General features: G+C 56.1%; 18 protein-coding genes and 2 pseudogenes. 16 read left to right on the top strand and 4 right to left on the bottom strand.

Annotated elements, in window-relative coordinates; genetic code table 11:
• The coding region (locus C5L13_RS20060) for an aldehyde dehydrogenase family protein (RefSeq protein WP_158693483.1) at positions 1-563 on the top strand (563 nt) is incomplete at its 5' end.
• A 54-nt stretch (positions 564-617) separates the two neighbouring features.
• On the opposite strand, the pseudogene C5L13_RS29325 reads toward C5L13_RS20060, so the two are convergent.
• Both C5L13_RS29325 and C5L13_RS20070 read right to left on the bottom strand, forming a co-directional pair.
• Positions 618-1546: pseudogene (locus tag C5L13_RS29325) on the bottom strand (DDE-type integrase/transposase/recombinase); the annotation flags it as partial.
• Between the two features lie 267 nt (positions 1547-1813).
• Positions 1814-2317 carry a hypothetical protein gene (locus C5L13_RS20070; protein ID WP_105385054.1) on the bottom strand — a complete coding sequence of 168 codons (504 nt, stop codon included), beginning with the start codon at positions 2315-2317 and terminating at the stop codon, positions 1814-1816.
• A gap of 270 nt (positions 2318-2587) precedes the next feature.
• Between C5L13_RS20070 and C5L13_RS20075 the strand changes: the two genes are divergently transcribed.
• Positions 2588-3673, top strand: a complete 1086-nt coding sequence (locus C5L13_RS20075; RefSeq protein WP_105385055.1) for an outer membrane protein assembly factor BamB family protein — start codon at positions 2588-2590, stop codon at positions 3671-3673.
• A 54-nt stretch (positions 3674-3727) separates the two neighbouring features.
• On the opposite strand, the gene C5L13_RS20080 is transcribed toward C5L13_RS20075, so the two are convergent.
• Together C5L13_RS20080 and C5L13_RS20085 are read right to left on the bottom strand one after the other, a co-directional pair.
• Positions 3728-5431 carry an FAD-dependent oxidoreductase gene (locus C5L13_RS20080; protein ID WP_245571377.1) on the bottom strand — a complete coding sequence of 568 codons (1704 nt, stop codon included), beginning with the start codon at positions 5429-5431 and terminating at the stop codon, positions 3728-3730.
• A gap of 62 nt (positions 5432-5493) precedes the next feature.
• Positions 5494-5910: a MarR family winged helix-turn-helix transcriptional regulator gene (locus C5L13_RS20085; protein ID WP_105385057.1), complete on the bottom strand. Its 417-nt coding sequence runs from the start codon at positions 5908-5910 to the stop codon at positions 5494-5496.
• Between the two features lie 394 nt (positions 5911-6304).
• Here C5L13_RS20085 and C5L13_RS20090 point away from each other — a divergent pair, with 394 nt between their 5' ends.
• The 14 genes and pseudogenes from C5L13_RS20090 (at position 6305) to C5L13_RS20155 (ending at position 18786) form a co-directional block, all read left to right on the top strand.
• The gene (locus C5L13_RS20090; protein WP_105385058.1) at positions 6305-7723 is read left to right on the top strand and encodes an aminomethyltransferase family protein; all 1419 of its coding nucleotides are present in this window, start codon (positions 6305-6307) and stop codon (positions 7721-7723) included.
• 174 nt (positions 7724-7897) lie between these two features.
• Positions 7898-8764: a methylenetetrahydrofolate reductase gene (locus C5L13_RS20095; protein WP_105385059.1), complete on the top strand. Its 867-nt coding sequence runs from the start codon at positions 7898-7900 to the stop codon at positions 8762-8764.
• A 268-nt stretch (positions 8765-9032) separates the two neighbouring features.
• Positions 9033-10205: an ABC transporter substrate-binding protein gene (locus tag C5L13_RS20100; protein ID WP_105385060.1), complete on the top strand. Its 1173-nt coding sequence runs from the start codon at positions 9033-9035 to the stop codon at positions 10203-10205.
• 73 nt (positions 10206-10278) lie between these two features.
• Positions 10279-11142, top strand: a complete 864-nt coding sequence (locus C5L13_RS20105) for a branched-chain amino acid ABC transporter permease (protein WP_105385061.1) — start codon at positions 10279-10281, stop codon at positions 11140-11142.
• Entirely contained in the window at positions 11139-12128 is a 990-nt protein-coding gene (locus C5L13_RS20110; RefSeq protein WP_105385062.1) for a branched-chain amino acid ABC transporter permease, read from the top strand. The genes C5L13_RS20105 and C5L13_RS20110 overlap by 4 nt, the downstream gene beginning before the upstream one ends.
• Complete coding sequence (locus C5L13_RS20115) at positions 12128-12877, top strand: ABC transporter ATP-binding protein (RefSeq protein ID WP_105385063.1); 750 nt, start codon at positions 12128-12130, stop codon at positions 12875-12877. Before C5L13_RS20110 ends, C5L13_RS20115 begins: the two co-directional genes overlap by 1 nt.
• Positions 12870-13577, top strand: a complete 708-nt coding sequence (locus tag C5L13_RS20120) for an ABC transporter ATP-binding protein (RefSeq protein WP_105385064.1) — start codon at positions 12870-12872, stop codon at positions 13575-13577. The genes C5L13_RS20115 and C5L13_RS20120 overlap by 8 nt, the downstream gene beginning before the upstream one ends.
• A gap of 24 nt (positions 13578-13601) precedes the next feature.
• Positions 13602-14825: a cytochrome P450 gene (locus tag C5L13_RS20125; RefSeq protein WP_105385065.1), complete on the top strand. Its 1224-nt coding sequence runs from the start codon at positions 13602-13604 to the stop codon at positions 14823-14825.
• 16 nt (positions 14826-14841) lie between these two features.
• Positions 14842-15165 carry a 2Fe-2S iron-sulfur cluster-binding protein gene (locus tag C5L13_RS20130; RefSeq protein WP_105385066.1) on the top strand — a complete coding sequence of 108 codons (324 nt, stop codon included), beginning with the start codon at positions 14842-14844 and terminating at the stop codon, positions 15163-15165.
• An 85-nt stretch (positions 15166-15250) separates the two neighbouring features.
• Complete coding sequence (gene purU / locus C5L13_RS20135) at positions 15251-16135, top strand: formyltetrahydrofolate deformylase (RefSeq protein WP_105385067.1); 885 nt, start codon at positions 15251-15253, stop codon at positions 16133-16135.
• Between the two features lie 2 nt (positions 16136-16137).
• Positions 16138-16371, top strand: a pseudogene (locus tag C5L13_RS20140) (tetrahydrofolate dehydrogenase/cyclohydrolase catalytic domain-containing protein); the annotation flags it as partial.
• Positions 16372-16417: 46 nt separating this feature from the next.
• Positions 16418-17479, top strand: a complete 1062-nt coding sequence (locus tag C5L13_RS20145) for a maleylacetate reductase (protein ID WP_105385069.1) — start codon at positions 16418-16420, stop codon at positions 17477-17479.
• A gap of 125 nt (positions 17480-17604) precedes the next feature.
• Positions 17605-18444 (top strand): dioxygenase family protein, encoded by an 840-nt coding sequence (locus C5L13_RS20150; protein WP_105385070.1) that lies wholly within the window; start codon positions 17605-17607, stop codon positions 18442-18444.
• A gap of 9 nt (positions 18445-18453) precedes the next feature.
• Entirely contained in the window at positions 18454-18786 is a 333-nt protein-coding gene (locus C5L13_RS20155; RefSeq protein WP_245571378.1) for a hypothetical protein, read from the top strand.
• The last annotated feature ends 161 nt before the right edge of the window (positions 18787-18947 follow it).

Consider the following 18947-nt stretch of genomic DNA (forward strand, 5'->3'; position numbering starts at 1 on the left):
TCCAGGGCAGCATATATGATGCTTTCGCCGAGAAGCTTGCGGAGAAGGTTTCTTTGATGAAGGTCGGAGACGGCTTCGAGCCGGGGGTCGTTGCCGGGCCGCTGATTACCGAAAAGGCCGTGCAGAAGGTTGAGGAGCATATTGCCGACGCCTTGGAAAAAGGCGGTATCGTCGCTGTGGGCGGCAAGAGGGACGAAAGAGGCGGCCTGTTTTTCCAGCCGACGATTTTGACGGGCGTGACCTCCGCGATGAAGGTTGCGCGCGAAGAAACGTTCGGGCCGGTCGCGCCGCTGTTCCGCTTCGAGACCGAAGACGACGTCGTCGAAATGGCCAATGACACCGAGTTCGGCTTGGCCTCCTATTTTTATGCCAAAGATCTCTCGCGCGTTTTCCGGGTGGCCGAGGCACTGGAATACGGCATGGTCGGCATCAATACCGGCCTGATCTCCACTGAGGTGGCGCCCTTTGGGGGCATCAAGCAATCCGGCCAGGGTCGGGAAGGCTCGAAATACGGGATAGAGGCTTATCTGGAGGTGAAGTACCTCTGCCTGCAGGTTGAGTGATCAACACCCGAGCGATTAATTTTCATTGGCGATAAGCGCAGAAACGCAAGCTTAGACCTCCTCGTATTTGATCGACCGCCGGCTCCACTCGATGAAGGCGAACTGCGAGCCCTGATCATTGTTGAATGACGTCGGGGTGTGCCATAACGGGCAGGCGCTTCCTCGACTGCTTCGATACAGAAGTCCGCTTCCATCATGGTCGACAGCCGCCGTGCAAGAACCCTCCGGCAAAACCAGTCCACGACGGCGCACAAATAGACGAAGCCCCGCCATCGGAATATGGTCATGCCCATCGCCCAGACCTGATTGGATCTGGCGACCGCCAGCTGCGAAGAAGATAGGGATAGACCTTGAACCGGTTTCGAAGTGTTCGGGCGACGGTATATCGCCCTCGATACCCGTCTTCTTCATCAGCGTGACGACGTGCAACCATCCGGTTTGCAGTCCATCCGCCGTCAAAAGCCCTTGCAGCATTCGGCTTCCGGAAAACGGGTGGTCGAGATGCAGTTCGTCGATCCGGTTCATCAGGCCAGATCGACCGTCGATACAGGACGAAGCCGACAATAGACACTGCCACGGCTGAAGCCGAGAAGTCTTGCCTGGCGGGCGAGCGGCAACTTGTTCTCGCGATCCATCATTCTTTCCGTTCAGCGAGCCCACCTTGCCGAGCGGACCGGATATCGTAGTGGAGACACGCGGCTATAAGGAGCATCGTTCTCCAGTGTCAGTTCGCCGAACTTGGCAGGCAGGATTTTGAGATGGTCTGTGGGGACCGCCGGCTCCGCCTTGGTCCAATCGCCGAAGACGCCAGTCGTGATTGCTCTTCTCACTGTTTGATTTGATTGGGGTGCACGCCGAACTGCTGGGACAGTTCCACAAGCGTCTGTTCGCCCCTCCTAGCGGCAAGCGCCATCTTTGCCTTGAGCTCGGGCTGCGGTTCCGAGCGCGGTCGTCTCGGTCATGTTCTCTCCTGTTTTCGGCATCAATGCAAAAGCCAGGCAGAAACTTCACTTATCCCAGATGTTCAGGTTTCCCGGACCGCCTCTCCATTCATTGCCGCCTCTGCTTTTGATTTTGGGTAACGTGGGCCAGTTTCCTTCGACGAGTGCGCCAAAGCGTCAAATAGGCATACGTTAATGCCGTCCTCCGCCTTTGCGACCGAGGGACAATATATATATATATATATATATATATATATAGGTTGTTCGAGATGAAGTGGCGGAGCCAATGCCGTGGCTCAACTCACGAAATTACGAGCCGTTGGGGAGCGTCGTCACAATGCTCAATGGCACAACTGACTCACCGGGGCGAGGCCTGAGCCCAACCAGCGTGAATACATGACGGCCATTGGGGCTCTCATAGCCGTAAGCCCAGCCGTTGTGGGGCCGGGTTTCCTGCAAGACCGGACGCCATTTTCGTCGATCAACCATCTCGCGGTCGAAATGACGCCGAATGTTCTCGGAATCGACGGTCGCTGCCAATGCCAAGTGAACAACCCTTAGCCTCGCCTTGCCGAACCGCGGCGCCAGCGCATCAAAGACTGGTCCCCAGGCATGCTGGTCTCGTTTCATGACCGCATCGCCGAAGGCGTATTCGGCAGGTTGCTCGCCCCCCTGAGGCAAGTTTGGCAAAGCGAGGTCCGGCGACTGCGAACGTGCCTCTCCCAAAGTGCAGATGGTCAGCGAAGCGATGACCACAATGGGGAACAAGACAGGACCCGATAGGAGAAAACAAGTAGAGCGCAAATTGATCATGGCTCCGGGTGTCCCTATTGATTGCGCAAACCTTCGATGAGATGCACGGATAGGCGCCTAGCCTCTGGTTGATCTGGCCTTCGAGTCAACTCTGGAAACCAAAATTCATAAAACCGTCATACTCCAAAATGGCAGCACAGCTCAAAATGGGCTATCTTGTTTCTAACAACTTTTGTTGTTGGAAGCTTGTTCTCCAGTAAATATTGCGCGCCTTTTGGCGACGCAATCCTCAACGCGGGGTCTCATGCTGATCGGATTCGAGGGCGCCGAATGAAAATCACTCCGCTTTGGACGAAAAGGCTCGCAAACGAGCGGCGCGTCAGGGCCCGGACGCCGGTATTCGCTGATAATATCCTGTATCAGGTCTTCCATTATGACAAGGGAAGTTTCTTCGAGAGCGTGATGCTCGCACTTGATTGCGAAACTGGCACCGAGCACTGGCGGACGACAGTGGCCCATGTGGCGAACGAACCGGTCGTCGGGCCGGATGGAACAATCTATCTTTGCAGCTTTGAAGGTTCTGTTCTCGCATATGACAGGAACGGCCGATTGCGTTGGAAGGCACCTGCAGCAAATAGGAATATGGGCGTCCCTTGCCTTGCGGGTAGCGAGCGCCTTGTGGTGGCTGAAATAGGTCAGGGCCATCGTACCTGGTGCCTGGACGCCCAATCGGGAGCCGTCTTGTGGACCTTCGACAGCGGCGGCTTCAGCTATCCGATCGCCGCTACGGCCGAAACGGTCGTACATGCAACCGTTGTCGATGGCACGAGGTTCGGCGAAAGCACACCTCACCTGTTTGTCATGTCTGCCGATAGCGGTCGCTGTCTCTGGTCGACAACATACGAACAGTATTTGTTCATGCCGGTAATCGTTGACGATCTCGTCGTCGTCGGCGCTCGCGGTGCGCTACTTGCCTATTACCTTGCCGACGGTAGACCGGCTGCTCGCCTCGTCCTGCCTCCAGATGCTGCGGTGAAAGTCCTCGTGCCTTTGCCAGATGGCTTTTTGCTTGCAGACGATCTCGGCACTATCCGGCGCGTGGTACTTAGTCGAAAGCGATCTTTCTTTCGGTCTTCCGTTGCTCTGGTGGAGCTTTGGACGACTTCGTTTCCGAACGAAATGCTGGGGCGGCCAGTGGTTCTCGGCTCGATGGTCCTTGTTCTAGACAAGGAGGGTAACCTCCATATTCTGAATATCGATGACGGCAGCCGAGTGGCCTCGCACAGTCGAAACGGAGACACCGGAGCCGGAGGCTTGACCGTCTGGGGAGCACGTCTTGCCGTAGCGAATGGTCGCACTCTCGATGTCTATCGACAATCTGACTTGGTAATCGGACAGCGGCCCCTGAAAGAGTAACACCCGTGCCGGGCCGCAACGGGACTATTGACCGACCCCCGAAGGGACGGTCCTTCACAAGGTCACCTCGGCTTGTTGACTAGCTTTACCAACTTCTCTGGCATCCAGACGCCCTGTTACACTATCAATTATGCTCGCCGCATCGATGTCGGCATCTCCGCGCCAAGCGACAACTTGATCAGGGCGGATGAGAATGAGGGGTTGCTGATAGAGATCGAAAATTTCGCTCGAATCGACATCGAGGACCGTCAGATCCATACCCGCGCTTGCAGCTGCTTCGATGAGTTTCCCCCCATGATTTGAAAACGGTTGAAGTCGCAGCAGCGTCCACTCAAAGCCAAAACGATCGTACAGCGACACCCCATTTTCCAACCAAAAATGTGGAGCTCTTCCACCTGGGGCGGCAGTGGGACTATAGACATTCGGAAGATCCTCGCTCAGAGTGAGCGGTTCGGAGCAGATTAGCGGCGAGTGATCGTAGCGCGCGCCGAAGGTGATGCCAGGTATGCTGAATTCCGCGCGGCCGTGAGCTTCAAGGTATTCGCCTGCTTCTTTGCGTAGCGCCGCTCCCGTCTCGGAGTCGTCTTCCAGACCGGTCTTCGGTGTGTAGCTCCCGATTGACTCGGCAAATTGCTTGGCAAAACCGGTATTGCGAACAGCCACCGGACGTCTCTCGATCTCGTAGGTCGCAAGCAGCGAAGGCGGCGCCTTTTTCTTGATCATGGCGGCAAGTTTCCAACCAAGATTGACGGCATCATCGATCGCCGTGTTGTATCCGAGACCACCTGCAGGTGTGAAAAGATGGACAGCGTCACCTCCAAGAAGAACGCGTCCGACCTGATATCGCTCCGCCACAAGGGCGTAACCGGCCATCCATGTCCCGCGAGAGAGGATTTCCGCCTGGACAGGGTATCCCACGGCCGCTTGGAACATGGCCAGTGCCTGATCGTCGGAAATGTCCTCGTCTTTTTCCCCCTCTCGCAGTTGTGTGTGGAATGCAAACTCACCTTTGCCATCCACCGCCGCCATGAAGGCGCGCCTGTCGTGGTTGAAAGTGACATTCATCCAAGCCGGAGGAAACGGCACGACGTCGTAAAACTGCGGGCATCGCAGATAGAGCGCAAACATGCGGCCGCCAAAAAAATCCCTCACCGCGCCGCCGTCCCCTTCGTAGCGGATACCGAGGGTCCTACGTACGAAACTTTTCGCCCCGTCTCCGCCGATCAGGTAGTTGCAGCGAATGGAACGCGTGGCCCCACCTTCGGTCGGCGTCGCCTTGACGAAAACTTCCTCTCCATTGTCTTCGAATCCGGAAATGCGCCAGCCGTAGTTCACCGATATGGAGTTCAACGCTTCGGCATGTCGGCGAAGAACCTGCTCGACGAACTTTTGCGACACGCGGTGTGGCAGCTCGGCAGCACTCCAGGAGCCCGACAGAGTAGACACCTTTTCGCGTGCCTCCTTTGCCGAGGGCAGACGGAAACGGGCGAGTTCATGCCGACAATATCGGGTGAAGTAAGCGATATCGGTGGGAAAGTCGGCAGGCAGACCCAAAGCACGTATTTCCTCGGCAAAGCCTAGCCGCCGATAGTGCTCCATCGTCCTGGCCTGAGTCGCGTTTGCCTGTGGATTGACCGCAGTCGAAGGCTTCTCATCAAATATGACAGCCGAAATCCCTCGGCGCCCGAGCTCATTTGCGAGCATCAGGCCGAATGGACCGCCGCCCGCAATCGCAACGTCATAAACTTCCTCGGTCACGGTGTACCTCCCCATGTTCTGCAATCACAGAAACATAGTAAGGAAACCGGACTAATGTCAATCTACTGGTGCCCTTTCATCTCGGCTGCCTGACTCTCGACATACTTGCCAAGAACCTCGATCATCAGGTCCACCATCGCCGAGCCAAGCTCGTCGCGCATTTCTTTTTCAGCAACTTCCAGGCTCTCATGGAAAGCCTCGAGCCATTCCAGTCCCTTTTCGGTGAAGCACACAAGCTTGGCTCGGCCGTCCGAGGGGTCGCGACGCTTCTCGATAAGCCCAGTTTGCTCTACCTGATCCACTAGCTCGCTCATCGACTGCTTCGTTAAGGAGGCGCGCCGGGCCAATTCGGTCAGACGCGTTCCGTCCTCATCGAGATTACGCGTCAGATTTATATGAGCTGCGGTAAGTTCGCTGTGGCCGTTTGATTTCAAGTTCTCGATGATACGGCCCTCGAAAAGCCTGACGGCTTCATTCATCCGACGCCCGATGTTGTTTCGCCGCCATGCGTTTCGTAAAATCATGCTCGATATCCTTGATGATGCACCTCAACGATAAAACGTCTTCAGCGCAATTTTCCAGCCCCTGAGTCAAGGCGATTGACAGTGTCGGTCGCTCAGTTATATGGTCAGGTATCCGAACTAAAATGGATTGGCAAGTTCAGGTTTGCCGCAGAGGAGAGTAAGGGTGGGAGGGCAGCCACTGATAGGGCGCCAGGGCGGCCTGTGGTTTCATCCGTTGGCTGCCTCTGCTTGCTAAATCATGGGCGAACCTGTGCCGCTACCTGTCTTGTGCACGGCGGTCGAGATTTAACTCCTGCGCCAGGGGTAGATGCGGAGAGAATGTTAACATGCTGAGGAGGCTGAGCACACTATGGTAAAGGCGAACGGCGGCAAATCGCTGCAGAATATGGTCGATGAAAAGAAAAACGATCTGGTCGACTATTTCTTCAATGAAACGGTGGCGCCGCACTATCGCGCCCGAACAGGTCTCACCGCCGCGTTCATCCCGCCCGAATTTACCAATTGGCGAGATGAGCAGCGTGCTTGGCGAGAAACGGCAATCCTCTTCGATCAATCTCATCATATGCCCGAGCTCATGCTGAAAGGCCCCGACGCGCTCAAATTGCTTGAGCGGGTTGGGATCAATAGTCTGGCCAATTTCACGATCGACCGCGCCAAGCAATTTGTTGCATGTACGCCGCGGGGCCACGTTATCGGAGACTGCGTAATCTACCGGCTCGACGAAGAGACCTTTGAACTCATCAGTGGAATGCCCGTTTTGAACTGGGTTCACTATAATGCCGAGCAGGGTGGCTACAACGTAACTATCGAACGCGATGACCCGACACCCTACAATCCGAAGGGCAAACGGTGGTTTTATCGTTTCCAATTGGAGGGACCGAATGCTGGCCACATTTTCCACGATGCGGTCGAAGGTGGCGCCCCTGAAATAGCGTTTTTCCGCACGGCGAAAGTTAAACTCGGCGGGTGCGATGTTCTGGTTCTTCGCCACGGCATGGCGGGGCACCTCGGCGCCGAATTGTCCGGGCCATACGAAGAGATGGACCGCGTACGCTCTGCTCTTCTCGCAGTTGGCGAAAAATACGGGCTCAAACAAGGCGGGACAAAGACATACTTCAGCACCATCTTCGAATTCGGTTGGATGCCGTATCCGCTGCCTGGGATCTACACCGGCGAAGAGCTTCGAGGTTTTCGCGAGTGGCTCTCCGGGACTGGGTGGGAAGCAAACGCTCAGCTCGGTGGCAGCTTCCTGTCCGACAATATCGAGGACTACTATGTGACGCCTTGGGACCTTGGCTATGGTCATATCCTGAAATTTGACCATGACTTCATTGGACGCGAAGCCTTGGAAGCATTTCCAGCCGAAAAACGCAGAAGCAAGGTCACGCTTGTCTGGCACAAAGACGACGTCACCGAGATTTTTGCCTCCCAGTTTGGCGAGGGGCCGCGATACAAGGCGCTGGAGTTTCCGGTGGCGTATTACGGATGGCCGCATTTCGATGAGGTGCGGAGCGTGGGCGGGCAGCTGGTGGGACACTCGTGCCACTGCGGGTATAGCAACAATGAGGGGGCGATGCTCTCTCTCGCGATGCTCGACCCGCAAAGCAGCGCACCCGGTACCGAAGTCGTGTTGACCTGGGGAGAACCGGGTGGCGGATCACGCAAGCCACATGTAGAGAAACACGCCCAATTCAAGGTTCGTGCGACGGTGGCACCTGTCCCTTACGCGAGCTCAGTGCAGAAACTGAAACGAGCCACAATCACTTAAGTCGAGCGTACCGGGTATCCGGCTGAGCCTCGGCAAGCTAGGGCGAAAGCCTTAGGGACTGGCAACGCGCGCCAGTCCCGGCTTAGCTCGTGGTCTTCCCGCCGCCCGGTAGAGTTCCTACGAAAGCAAAATCTGGTGGCCCGTTTGCGAGGCAAACGGACAGGAGGCATAGCTATGAATTCAACTGCGGCGCCGTGTCTGAGCAAATGTTCCCTTGTGCTAGACAAGTTTTCGCTCGAGATTACGGTGCGGGATGCTCAGCAACTGGTGTACCTGGAGGCTGATATTCCAGCTGGAACAATCATCTCAGTGCCATTTCTCGTAAACGAAACGCATGCTGATCGCATAGCGGCCGCAAAAGCGGTTCGTGCTGCGGGTTATGAGCCCATGCCACATATTGCAGCCAGGCGATTTCACTCAGAGATCGAACTCTCCGAATTCATTTGCGAACTTTCCAAGCAGGCTCAGGTGAAAAGGCTCTTGGTTCTCGCCGGTGATCTTGATTCTCCCAAAGGCCCCTATGCCGATACCGCGGCAATCCTGCGCAGCGGTGTTTTGGAAAAGTGCGGCATCGAACACGTGGCCGTCGCAGGTCATCCCGAGGGCCATCCTGTTCAAGATCACAGAATGCTCCTCACCGCGCTTCTCGAAAAGTCACGGATACTTGGGGAACGGCGCCTTGATTGGTCGATCATCACCCAGTTTACCTTTGCCTCGGAACCAGTGCTGAACTGGATCGCCAGCGTTCGCCAGGAAGGCATCCAGGTTCCGATTCACGTCGGCGTGCCGGGTCCTGCGAGCGTCAAGACACTCCTGCGCTTTGCGGCCGTTTGTGGCGTTTCTGCATCGACAGCAGTCTTGATGAGATATGGCCTTTCAATCTCGCAGCTCTTCACAAATGCGGGGCCTGATCGCCTCGTCAATGACTATGTCGGCGCTTTGTCTCCTCCCGAGCACGGCGAGATCCGCCTCCATTTTTATCCTTTCGGCGGCGTCCGAAAGACATCTGAATGGATCAGCCAATATCGTCAGCGAGGTTGACTTCAAAGCAAGTCCTCCGTGAATGATAGTCAGGTAAGCTGACTATCATTCACGGAGGACTATACCCTCCTCATGTATACAGGGATGGGGTAATCCGTGGATAAGAAGCACACATTTGTGCAATGCAACCTTCCCAAATGGGACAGAGCACAACATGCAGACTTCTTGACATATAGTACGGTTTCCGTACTATTATCCGTGGGGAGACATTCGGCGCATCTGGCGCCGAGATGCGTGCCGGACGCAATGCCGGTTGGGAGGAGAAAAAATGAAAATTGTTAGATGGACAGTTTGTCTGGCTTTATCTGCCGCGGCGTGTGCACTCACCAGCGGCACTGCCGCCGCCGAAACCATCAAGGTCGGGGTAATTGCGACGTTTTCCGGCCCCAACGCCATCTGGGGAAAGCAATTCCGCGAAGCCATCGACGTCTACGTGGCGCAACATGGCAGCGAGGTCGCTGGCCATAAGGTCGAGTTCATCTACAAGGATGTCGGAGGTCCCAATGCCGACGCAAGTAAAGCCGCGGCTCAGGAGCTTTTGATCCGTGATGGGGTCAAATATCTGGCAGGCTTTGACTTTACACCTAACGCTGTTGCAGTCGCTCCGCTCATCAAACAAGCGAAGGTCCCAGCCGTCATATTCAATGCGGGCACTTCTTCGATCAACAAGCAGTCTGAGTATTTCATCCGAACGAGCTTTACACTCTGGCAGGTCTCGGCGCCTGCGGGTGAGTGGGCTGCCAAGAACGGCGCCAAGAAAGTCGTGACCGCCGTAACTGACTACAATCCTGGGGTGGATGCAGAAGCCGCCTTCTCGAGCACGTTCCAGAAGAATGGTGGCGAGATCGTCGAAAAAATCCGGATGCCGCTGAACACGACAGACTTTTCCCCATTCATGCAGCGGATCAAGAATTCCGGAGCGGATGCCGTGTTCGCCTTCTTGCCGGCCGGACCCGCTACTTTTGCCTTTACAAAGGCCTACAATGAAAATGGACTCAGGGCTGCTGGCATTAACTTCTACGGCACGGGCGAAACCGACGAAACGACGATTGATGCCCTCGGTGATCAGGCGATAGGACTGGTGACCGCCTATCACTATTCGGGCGCCCATGACTCTCCGCTCAACAAGAGCTTCGTCGCCAAGTTGAAGGAACTGCATCCCAGTTCGCGTGCCAACCTTGCCTCTGTCGGCGCCTATGACGGGGTCGAATTGATTTACAGGATGATTAAGGCGGCAGGGGGTGACGGCCCAAAAGCCGTTGAAGCTGCAAAGGGCATGGAGTGGGAGAGTCCTCGCGGTCCCATCAAAATTGATCCTGTTTCACGACACGTGGTGCAGAACGTGTATATCAGGCGCGTCGAGCGTGGATCTGATGGGTACCTCATCAACAAGGAATTCGCCACGATCCCGAATGTCGCCGACCTCGGTTATAGTCAGTGATGCAGGCCGGGCGTAGCGAGTCCTTTCCCGTTACGCCCGCGTAACCGCTTGTCTCAATCAATAGGTTTCGTGAATGTCGATCATTCTAAGCATCCTCGTCGATGGCATTGCCTACGGCATGATACTATTCATGATTTCCGTCGGTCTTTCCATCACAATGGGCCTGATGCGGATCATCAACCTGGCGCATGGGGGCTTTGCTCTTTTTGGGGGCGCAATGGCTCATGTGCTCACAATCCGCATGGGGATGCCATTCCTGGGGGCTTTCCTGCTTTCGGTACTCGGGGTCGTCGTCATAGCGGCGCCCCTAGAGCGGCTGCTTTACCGGCACATCTATGGATTTGATGAACTGGGGCAGGTGCTCGCGACTGTCGGGATCGTGTTCCTGATGATTGCCACGGTGAATCTTTTTCTTGGATCGACGATCCTTGCGATCCGCAGTCCTGAGGTTTTCACCACAGCCGTCAATCTAGGCTTCAAGACCCTACCGTTCCACCGCGTCGTGGTCATTGCGAGTGGCATGGTTCTGCTGGCAGGGCTTTGGCTCCTGGTCGAAAAGACCCGCTTTGGAATTTATCTGCGGGCCGCAGTCGACAACAGGAACGCAGCTGCATCATTGGGAATCGATACGCCTCGTGTGTATCTCGCCGCGTTTTCACTGGGGGCCGGACTTGCCGCGACTGGCGGCATCCTGGGTGCCGAACTGCTACCGATCGAAGCGTATTACCCGCTGCGTTACATGGTTTTATTTCTGATTGTCGTCGCCGTAGGTGGGCTCGGAAGCGTGGCGGGCTCCTTTTTTGCCGCATTAGGTCTCGGGATACTGGATACGTTTGGCCGATACCTATTGCCTGATATCGGGCCGATATTCTTCTTTCTCGCGATCATCATGCTGCTCGCCCTTCGTCCGAACGGTTTGCTGGGGAGGGCGGGATGACTGATCTCGTAACTCCCCGAGTGTCCACGCGAAGGGCAATACCTCTATTCGGCTCTCTCTGGCCGATCGCAATCGTCATCCTTGCGGCATTCGCCGCGTTCTTCCTGTTCCCCTACGATCTCGCTTTTCTGACGCGGATCGTCATCATGATGGTGTTCGTCCTCTCCTTCGACCTCATCTTAGGATACGCCGGGATCGCGACGCTCGGCCACGCGGCGATGTATGGCTGCGGCGCCTACGCTGCCGGACTCTTCGCATTGCACATCTCACCGGACCCGCTCGTAGGGCTTCTCATAGGTGCTACTGCCGGCGCCCTGATCGGCTGGGCATCGGGCTTGGTGCTTTTGCGAACTCACGGGATGACGCTCCTGATCATCTCGATTGCTGTGACAATGGTTCTTCAGGAAGCCGCGTCCAAAGCCCGCTGGTTGACCGGCGGCGCTGACGGTCTTCCGGGCATCTCAGTGTCTCCGATACTGGGCTTCTTTGAGTTCGATTTTGTGGGCCAGGTTGCGTTTATCTACAGTGTCTGCGTTCTCGTCGCCGTTTTGGTGTTGTGTCATGTTCTTGTCAGTTCGCCCTTTGGACTTGCCCTAAGGGGAATCAAAAATTCTGCAAGCCGCATGCGCGCCATCGGTACGCCGGTCTACCGCCGGAAAGTCACGGTCTACACGATTGCAGGTGCCATCGCCGGAATAGCCGGAGCGCTTGCCGCTCAGGTCACCGGATTGGTGGGGCTCGAGGTTTTCAACTTCTCTCTTTCGGCCGACGTCATGGTAATGCTGATCCTCGGTGGGGCAGGTCGGCTATACGGAGCGCTGATCGGAACCCTCATATTTATGACCGTTCATCATGTTGCAGCGAGCATTGACCCCTTCAACTGGCTGTTCGTCATAGGCTTCATGTTGCTGGTCGTGGTGTTCGCACTGCCCGATGGACTTGTTTCGCTCCCCGCGCGGCTCGTTCGCTTCCTCAGGAGGGCATGATGGCTCAAGGACTCGCTATCAACGGTCTGTCCAAGAGCTTTGGAGGCTTGCAAGTCGCGCAGAACCTCAACGTCAGTCTGCCGCCTGGATCCAGAACAGCTCTCATCGGACCGAACGGCGCCGGCAAGACCACGTTTGCCAATCTGATTACGGGTGTTCTGCAACCCACCTCTGGATCCATTCTCCTGGATGGAAAGGACATCGGCAACTTGTCCGAGGCCGGGCGTGTTCGAGCAGGGATCGCAAAGACCTTCCAGATCACCAATCTTTTTCGAGATCTCACGGTCCGGGAAAATCTGCGGCTACCGATACTCGAGCGGAAAGGACTGAGTTCAAGCATCTTTTCCCGAGCCGACGGCAGGCCCGGTGTAGAGGATGAAATCGACCAGCTCCTTCGTAGTTTCAATTTGTCTCCGTTAGCGGATCGCCAGGTGCGAAGCTTGGCTTATGGACATCAGCGGCTCGTGGAATTAGCTCTGACTTTGGCCCTGAAGCCGAAGATACTGATCCTCGATGAACCAGCGGCCGGAGTCCCATCGACAGAGAGCCACCTGATCGTGGAAGCCATCAAACGCCTTCCGTCCGACCTCTCGGTGTTGATCATCGAGCACGATATGCAGCTGGTTTTCGAGGTTGCGGATCGCATAATTGTGTTGGTGAGCGGCGCGGTGCTGATAGAGGGCACGGCGGAGGAGGTGACCGCGGATCTGCGGGTTCGCCGATTATATCTGGGGGGCGTGCATGGCTGAGGCGCTGCTGGAGCTCAATGGTGTTGTCGCCGGATATGGCGAAACGCACATCATTCGCAACATATCTTTGAGTGTTTCAAAGGGCGAACGTCTCGCCATCATCGGGCGAAACGGCGTGGGGAAAACCACCACCCTTGCCACGATCATGGGGCAGACACGCCAACACGCTGGTAGAATCAACCTACGGGGAGAGCCATTAGACAGACTTCGCACCCATGAGAGGACCAGATTGGGGATCGGAATCGTCCCTCAGACGCGGGACATCTTTCCGTCGCTGTCTGTCGAGGAAAATCTGATCGCGGGTTTGCGTAACGGTTCCAGCCTCGATGAGGCCTATGATCTGTTTCCGCGATTGAAGGAACGGCGACATAACGGCGGACGCCAACTCTCGGGTGGCGAGCAGCAGATGTTGTCTATCGCGCGGGCCCTGTTGGGCAGGCCCGAGATTATACTACTCGATGAACCGCTTGAGGGCCTGGCCCCCGTCATCTGTGAAATGCTCATGGATGTGTTCAAGAAACTCGCAGCCAGGGGGCACACGATGGTTCTCGTCGAGCAACATGTTGGGCTCGCGCTTAAGTTCGCCGACCGGGTCGTCGTTCTCGATCAAGGGAAGATCGTGTTCGAAGGGCTATCTGCTGATCTGGTCGGAAACGCCAGCCGGCTTGACCAGTATATTGGACTATCTGCAGCCAATTGAGAATGGCAGGTTTGGGAGGACTCCATGCAGTTCGTAGAAGATCATATCGCCACCGCTGTTTCGCATGACATACCGGTCTGGGATGTAGATCCTTATGACGTGGAGATATTGAAAAACCCTGTCCCCTTTTACGCAGAGCTGCGAGAAAGGGGGGCCTTCGTATATATCCCACGCTACGCGATGCTCGCCTGCGGCCGCTTTGACGAGACAAGAGAAGTATTCTCGGATTGGGAACGTTTCGTTTCTTCTCGGGGCGTAGGGCTTATCGATTTTTCCGTAGCGAAGCCTTGGCGAGCGCCATCTATCGTTCTGGAGGTTGATCCTCCTTATCACACACGAACCCGAACTGTGATCGCACGGGCGCTTTCTCCGCGGGCGGTCAGCGAGCTGAAAGATTCCTTCGCCGCAGAAGCCGAAAAGTTGGTCGATGAACTGCTTGAGATAGGTGAGTTTGATGCGGTGGGAGATTTGTCAGAAGCGTTCCCCGTAAAGGTATTTCCGGCAGCTGTCGGACTACAGGAGATCAACAAGCGCGCCCTTGTCGACTATGGAGCGGTCGGTTTTAATGCTCTCGGGCCTGACAATGAGCTTCGTCGAACTGGATGGGCGAAGGCGTCTGAGATCGTTCCGTGGATAACGGCACAATGTAAACGCGAGGCTCTCCTACCGGCGGGATTTGGTGCCACGATTTACGCGGCTGCAGACGCGGGGGAAATCACAGAAGAAGAAGCAGGGATGCTTGTAAGATCGCTGCTTTCAGCCGGCGTCGATACGACGGTCACCGGGATCGGCAACACGATTTGGTGTTTGGCCGAGAATCCGGGGGAGTTTGAGAAACTCAAAGCTGACCCGAAACTCGCGCGTCCCGCCTTCGAAGAAGCGTTGCGGTACACGTCGCCAGTCCATTCCTTTTGCCGTACGGCCAGTCTTGACACGGCGGTGAATGGCATTGCGATTCCCAAGGACACAAAGATCCTTTGCGTCCTTGGCTCTGCCAATCTGGATGAGCGCAAATGGCAAAGAGCCAACCGGTACGAAATTGAACGGAAACCAGTTGGGCATCTGGCTCTTGGGGTGGGGATCCACGGCTGCGTCGGTCAAAACGTCGCTCGTGCCGAAGCGGAGGCTGTTTTCACGGTCATCGCCAAAAAAGTAGGTGCAATCGAGTTGGTCGATGCCCCCACTTGGCGGCCCAATAACGCTATTCATGCACTCGACAGCATGCGTGTCCGCTTCCTGAAACACTGACCCAGGAGGCAGTCGAATGGTTTCTGTCATCTATCGCTCTCATGACGGCACCGCCCGGGAGGTGGCTGCTGAGGAGGGTCAAACTCTAATGCAGGCTGCGATCTCAAATGGGATCGACGGGATTATCGGTGAGTGTGGCGGGTCTGCAATGTGCGCAACCTGTCACGTCTACGTGGTCGAAGCGTTTATCGACAAATTGCCTCCGCTCACCGACATTGAAGACGAGATGCTGGAATGCACGGTCGCGGAACGACGCAGCCGCAGCAGACTAGCATGTCAGATTAAGATTACAAACGCACTCGGCGGGCTCGCTGTAGATCTGCCGGAGGCACAGGCATGACCATGAACAAGATGGTCATCGCAGGCGCCTGGGATTGGCCTGCCGTATCAAGCCCTCTACTGTTCAAGGCATTCCTGGTGAAGAAATGAACAACTATGTCCTGACCGTATCCTGCAAGACGACACGCGGCATTGTCGCCGCGATTTCCGGCTTTCTGGCGGAAAAGGGTTGCAACATCATCGACTCATCCCAGTTCGATGACCTCGACACGGGCAAGTTCTTCATGCGCGTCAGCTTTCTCTCCGAAGAAGGCGCCGAACGCCCGGCACTGCTCGAAGGTTTCAAGCCTATCGCCGACCGGTTCGAGATGGAATGGGAGATCTTCGACACCGAAGAGCGCATGAAGGTGCTGCTGATGGTGTCGCGTTTCGGCCATTGCCTGAACGACCTGCTCTACCGCTGGAAGATCGGCGCCCTGCCGATCAACATCGTCGGCGTCGTCTCCAACCATTTCGACTACCAGAAGCTCGTGGTCAACAACGACATTCCTTTCCACCACATCAAGGTGACGAAGGAAAACAAGCCGCAGGCCGAAGCCCAGCTTCTCGATCTGGTCGAGCAGAGCGGCACCGAGCTCATCGTGCTGGCCCGCTACATGCAGGTCCTGTCCGACAGCCTCTGCAAGAAGATGTCCGGCAAGATCATCAACATCCACCACTCCTTCCTTCCGTCGTTCAAGGGTGCCAACCCCTACAAGCAGGCCTATACCCGCGGCGTGAAGCTGATCGGCGCCACGGCCCACTACGTTACCGCCGATCTCGACGAAGGCCCGATCCTCGAGCAGGACACGGTGCGCATCACCCATGCGCAGAGCGCGGATGACTATGTTTCGCTTGGCCGCGACGTCGAGAGCCAGGTCTTGGCGCGCGCCATCCACGCCCATATCCATCACCGCACCTTCATCAACGGCAACCGCACCGTCGTCTTCCCGCCGAGCCCCGGTTCCTACGCTTCGGAGCGCATGGGGTGATCATGGCGCTTGAAATCAATGAAAAAGGGGCGGCGGCATCCGTGATCGCGGCTGTCACCAAAGCTGCGAGTTTCCTGGAGAAGGAAACCGGCGTCAAGCCGGGCCTTGCCGTCGTCATCGTCGGCGACGATCCGGCAAACCATGCGTATGTGAATTCCAAGAGCAAGATGGCCAAGCAATGCGGTTTCAATTCGATCCAGCATAACCTAGGTGAAGAGACGACGCAGGAAGAGCTTGGAGACCAAAATGGGCTCAGGCAGACCGTCGTCATGAGAGAGAGCCATGCGTGAGTTTCTATATATCGGCAATACGGCGCGCGTTATCTTCGGTTGCGGAACGATTTCCAAAGTGGCTGAGGAAATACGTCAGCTTGGCGCGAGCCGCGCGCTCATCCTGTCGACCCCTTTTCAACACACTGATGCTGAGGCACTCGCTCAAAAGCTTGGAGCCCTTGCAGCCGGAGTGTTCACGCGGGCAACGATGCATACTCCCGTCGAAGTGACGATGGAGGCCATTTCGGTTTACGACAAGCTTGGGGCAGATTGCATCGTCTCTTTCGGTGGAGGATCTACGATCGGCCTGGGCAAGGCCATTGCCTATAGGAATGACACGCCACAGCTTGTCATCGCAACAACCTATGCGGGCTCGGAGGTTACACCAATCCTCGGGCAAACCGAAAACGGCATCAAAACGACGATTCGAGCCCCTTCAATACTTCCTGAAACGGTCATCTACGATCCCGAACTAACCTACAACCTGCCCATTGCAATGAGTGTCACGAGCGGCCTCAATGCCATGGCGCACGCGGTGGAGGGTCTCTATGCTCAGGATCGTAATCCAATAGCCTCGATGATGGCATTGGAGGGGATAGCCGCCTTACACCGAGCCCTTCCAGCAATAGTCGCGAATCCGCAGGAGAGCGCTGCCCGCGCAGACGCACTTTACGGTTCCTGGCTTTGTGGTGCCGTTCTCGGCACGGTCGGAATGGCTCTGCATCATAAGCTCTGTCACACGCTGGGAGGAAGCTTTGATCTGCCGCATGCGGAAACTCACGCTATTCTTCTGCCGCACACGATAGCCTACACAGAAGCAGCGGTTCCGGACCTTCTCGCACCCGTAGCGGAAACACTCGGAGCGCGACGTGCTGGTACGGGTCTTTATGATTTCGCGCTCGGCATCGGTGCCCCGAGGAGGCTCCGCGACTTGGGAGTGACCGCCGAAGATCTTGATGCAGCAGTGAAGATCGCCATGAGCAATTCTTACTGGAATCCCCGCCCCCTGGAGCCCGCTGCAATCCGGGATTTGCTTCAGAAGGCATGGGAAGGGGTAAGGCCCAGTTCCTAGCGAAGCATCCCTTCGGTGATACGCATCATGTGGAAGCTCGGTTCAGAATGCTTGGCCTCCGCGGGCAGACAAAGCACCTCGAGGTCGGATGCAGACGAATTCTTTCAATGACGAGAGGAACAGCAATGATAGGTTACTTCACGGAAGCCGCCTCCGTCGAGGCTGTGAACGAACGGATTGCCGCTGACATCGATCCTCGCCTGAGGGAGGTTATGAGTTCGCTCGTAAAGCATCTTCACGCTTTCATCAAAGAGGCGCGTATTTCTCAACAGGAATGGGAAGCCGCAATCCGGTTTCTGACCGAAACCGGTAAGATCTGTTCAGAGGAACGGCAGGAGTTCATTCTCCTATCTGACACCCTTGGTGTATCTATGCTGGTAGATGCCATCAACAACCGCAGACAGCCAGGGGCCACGGAAAATACCGTGCTTGGACCGTTCCACGTGGCTGGAGCACCTCGCCGCGAGATGGGTGATAGCATTACGCTCGACGGCAAAGGCGAAAGCTGTCTCTTCGAGGGCAGGGTTGTCGATCTGGATGGTCATCCAATCGAAGGCGCGATTATCGATGTGTGGTCGGATAATGCCGAAGGGTATTACGATGTGCAGCAGCCCGCGCTCCAACCCAAGTGGAACAACCGCGGTGTTTTTGTGACAGGCCCCGACGGCGGCTACAGCTTCATCGGGATCAAGCCCGTATCGTATCCTATTCCAGACGACGGGCCCGTCGGTCAGATGTTGAACCATCTCGGCCGACATCCCTACAGGCCGGCGCATATACACTACATCGTCACTGCGGCAGGCTTCCAAAAGGTCGTAACCCATACCTTCGTAGGAGACGACAACTACCTTTCATCTGATGCGGTGTTTGGCGTCAAGGAAACCCTGATAGCGCCATATGAACGGGTCGTGAACGGGGAAACGCAGTGGCGTTCGCCGTTCAATTTCGTCCTAAACCCCATATGAGACGTTCCGATGCCAAATGTGAAGATTTACGTGGATCATAGCCTACCTGAGCGAGTCCGCCACGAAATCCAAGCAACTCTACCGGCGTTGGGTAAGTTGCTCTGTGCGAGGTTGCAGGTGGATATCACCGCCTGCCAATTCGCAGTCATGTCGGTGTATGCTATGGCCGGTCTTCCAAGTGTAAATCTTGAACTTGCTATTCTGCCTAAACCAGAGCGCACTCGCAAAAGGCTCACAGACCTTGCAGAGGACATTCAACAACTGATGGGCGAAGCTGCGGGGACGCATATTGCCGTTCGGATTTCTCTTCTTGATCCCTCAACTTACATAGCATTAAAATAACCTGCCATGGCTCCTCCTCCTTGAGGGCTCGGTCTATCCAAGCAATCTACGAAGATCGGTGTAGGGCCAGCCTCCTTAGCCATGAAGAAGGACATCGGTCTTACGGCATAAGTACCGGCGCGTGTTTTGACTTGAGTCCGCATGCCGCGCCGGTGAATTTG

Source organism: Neorhizobium alkalisoli (assembly GCF_002968635.1).
Taxonomy (GTDB): Bacteria; Pseudomonadota; Alphaproteobacteria; order Rhizobiales; family Rhizobiaceae; genus Neorhizobium; species Neorhizobium alkalisoli.

Coding starts and splice junctions, on each gene's coding strand:
- C5L13_RS20100 (WP_105385060.1), top strand. CDS start 9,033: ATGAAAATTGTTAGATGGACAGTTTGTCTGGCTTTATCTGCCGCGGCG.
- C5L13_RS20145 (WP_105385069.1), top strand. CDS start 16,418: ATGCGTGAGTTTCTATATATCGGCAATACGGCGCGCGTTATCTTCGGT.
- C5L13_RS20130 (WP_105385066.1), top strand. CDS start 14,842: ATGGTTTCTGTCATCTATCGCTCTCATGACGGCACCGCCCGGGAGGTG.
- C5L13_RS20095 (WP_105385059.1), top strand. CDS start 7,898: ATGAATTCAACTGCGGCGCCGTGTCTGAGCAAATGTTCCCTTGTGCTA.
- C5L13_RS20120 (WP_105385064.1), top strand. CDS start 12,870: ATGGCTGAGGCGCTGCTGGAGCTCAATGGTGTTGTCGCCGGATATGGC.
- C5L13_RS20105 (WP_105385061.1), top strand. CDS start 10,279: ATGTCGATCATTCTAAGCATCCTCGTCGATGGCATTGCCTACGGCATG.
- C5L13_RS20070 (WP_105385054.1), bottom strand. CDS start 2,317: ATGATCAATTTGCGCTCTACTTGTTTTCTCCTATCGGGTCCTGTCTTG.
- C5L13_RS20090 (WP_105385058.1), top strand. CDS start 6,305: ATGGTAAAGGCGAACGGCGGCAAATCGCTGCAGAATATGGTCGATGAA.
- C5L13_RS20125 (WP_105385065.1), top strand. CDS start 13,602: ATGCAGTTCGTAGAAGATCATATCGCCACCGCTGTTTCGCATGACATA.
- C5L13_RS20085 (WP_105385057.1), bottom strand. CDS start 5,910: ATGAATGAAGCCGTCAGGCTTTTCGAGGGCCGTATCATCGAGAACTTG.
- purU (WP_105385067.1), top strand. CDS start 15,251: ATGAACAACTATGTCCTGACCGTATCCTGCAAGACGACACGCGGCATT.
- C5L13_RS20150 (WP_105385070.1), top strand. CDS start 17,605: ATGATAGGTTACTTCACGGAAGCCGCCTCCGTCGAGGCTGTGAACGAA.
- C5L13_RS20115 (WP_105385063.1), top strand. CDS start 12,128: ATGGCTCAAGGACTCGCTATCAACGGTCTGTCCAAGAGCTTTGGAGGC.
- C5L13_RS20155 (WP_245571378.1), top strand. CDS start 18,454: ATGCCAAATGTGAAGATTTACGTGGATCATAGCCTACCTGAGCGAGTC.
- C5L13_RS20110 (WP_105385062.1), top strand. CDS start 11,139: ATGACTGATCTCGTAACTCCCCGAGTGTCCACGCGAAGGGCAATACCT.
- C5L13_RS20075 (WP_105385055.1), top strand. CDS start 2,588: ATGAAAATCACTCCGCTTTGGACGAAAAGGCTCGCAAACGAGCGGCGC.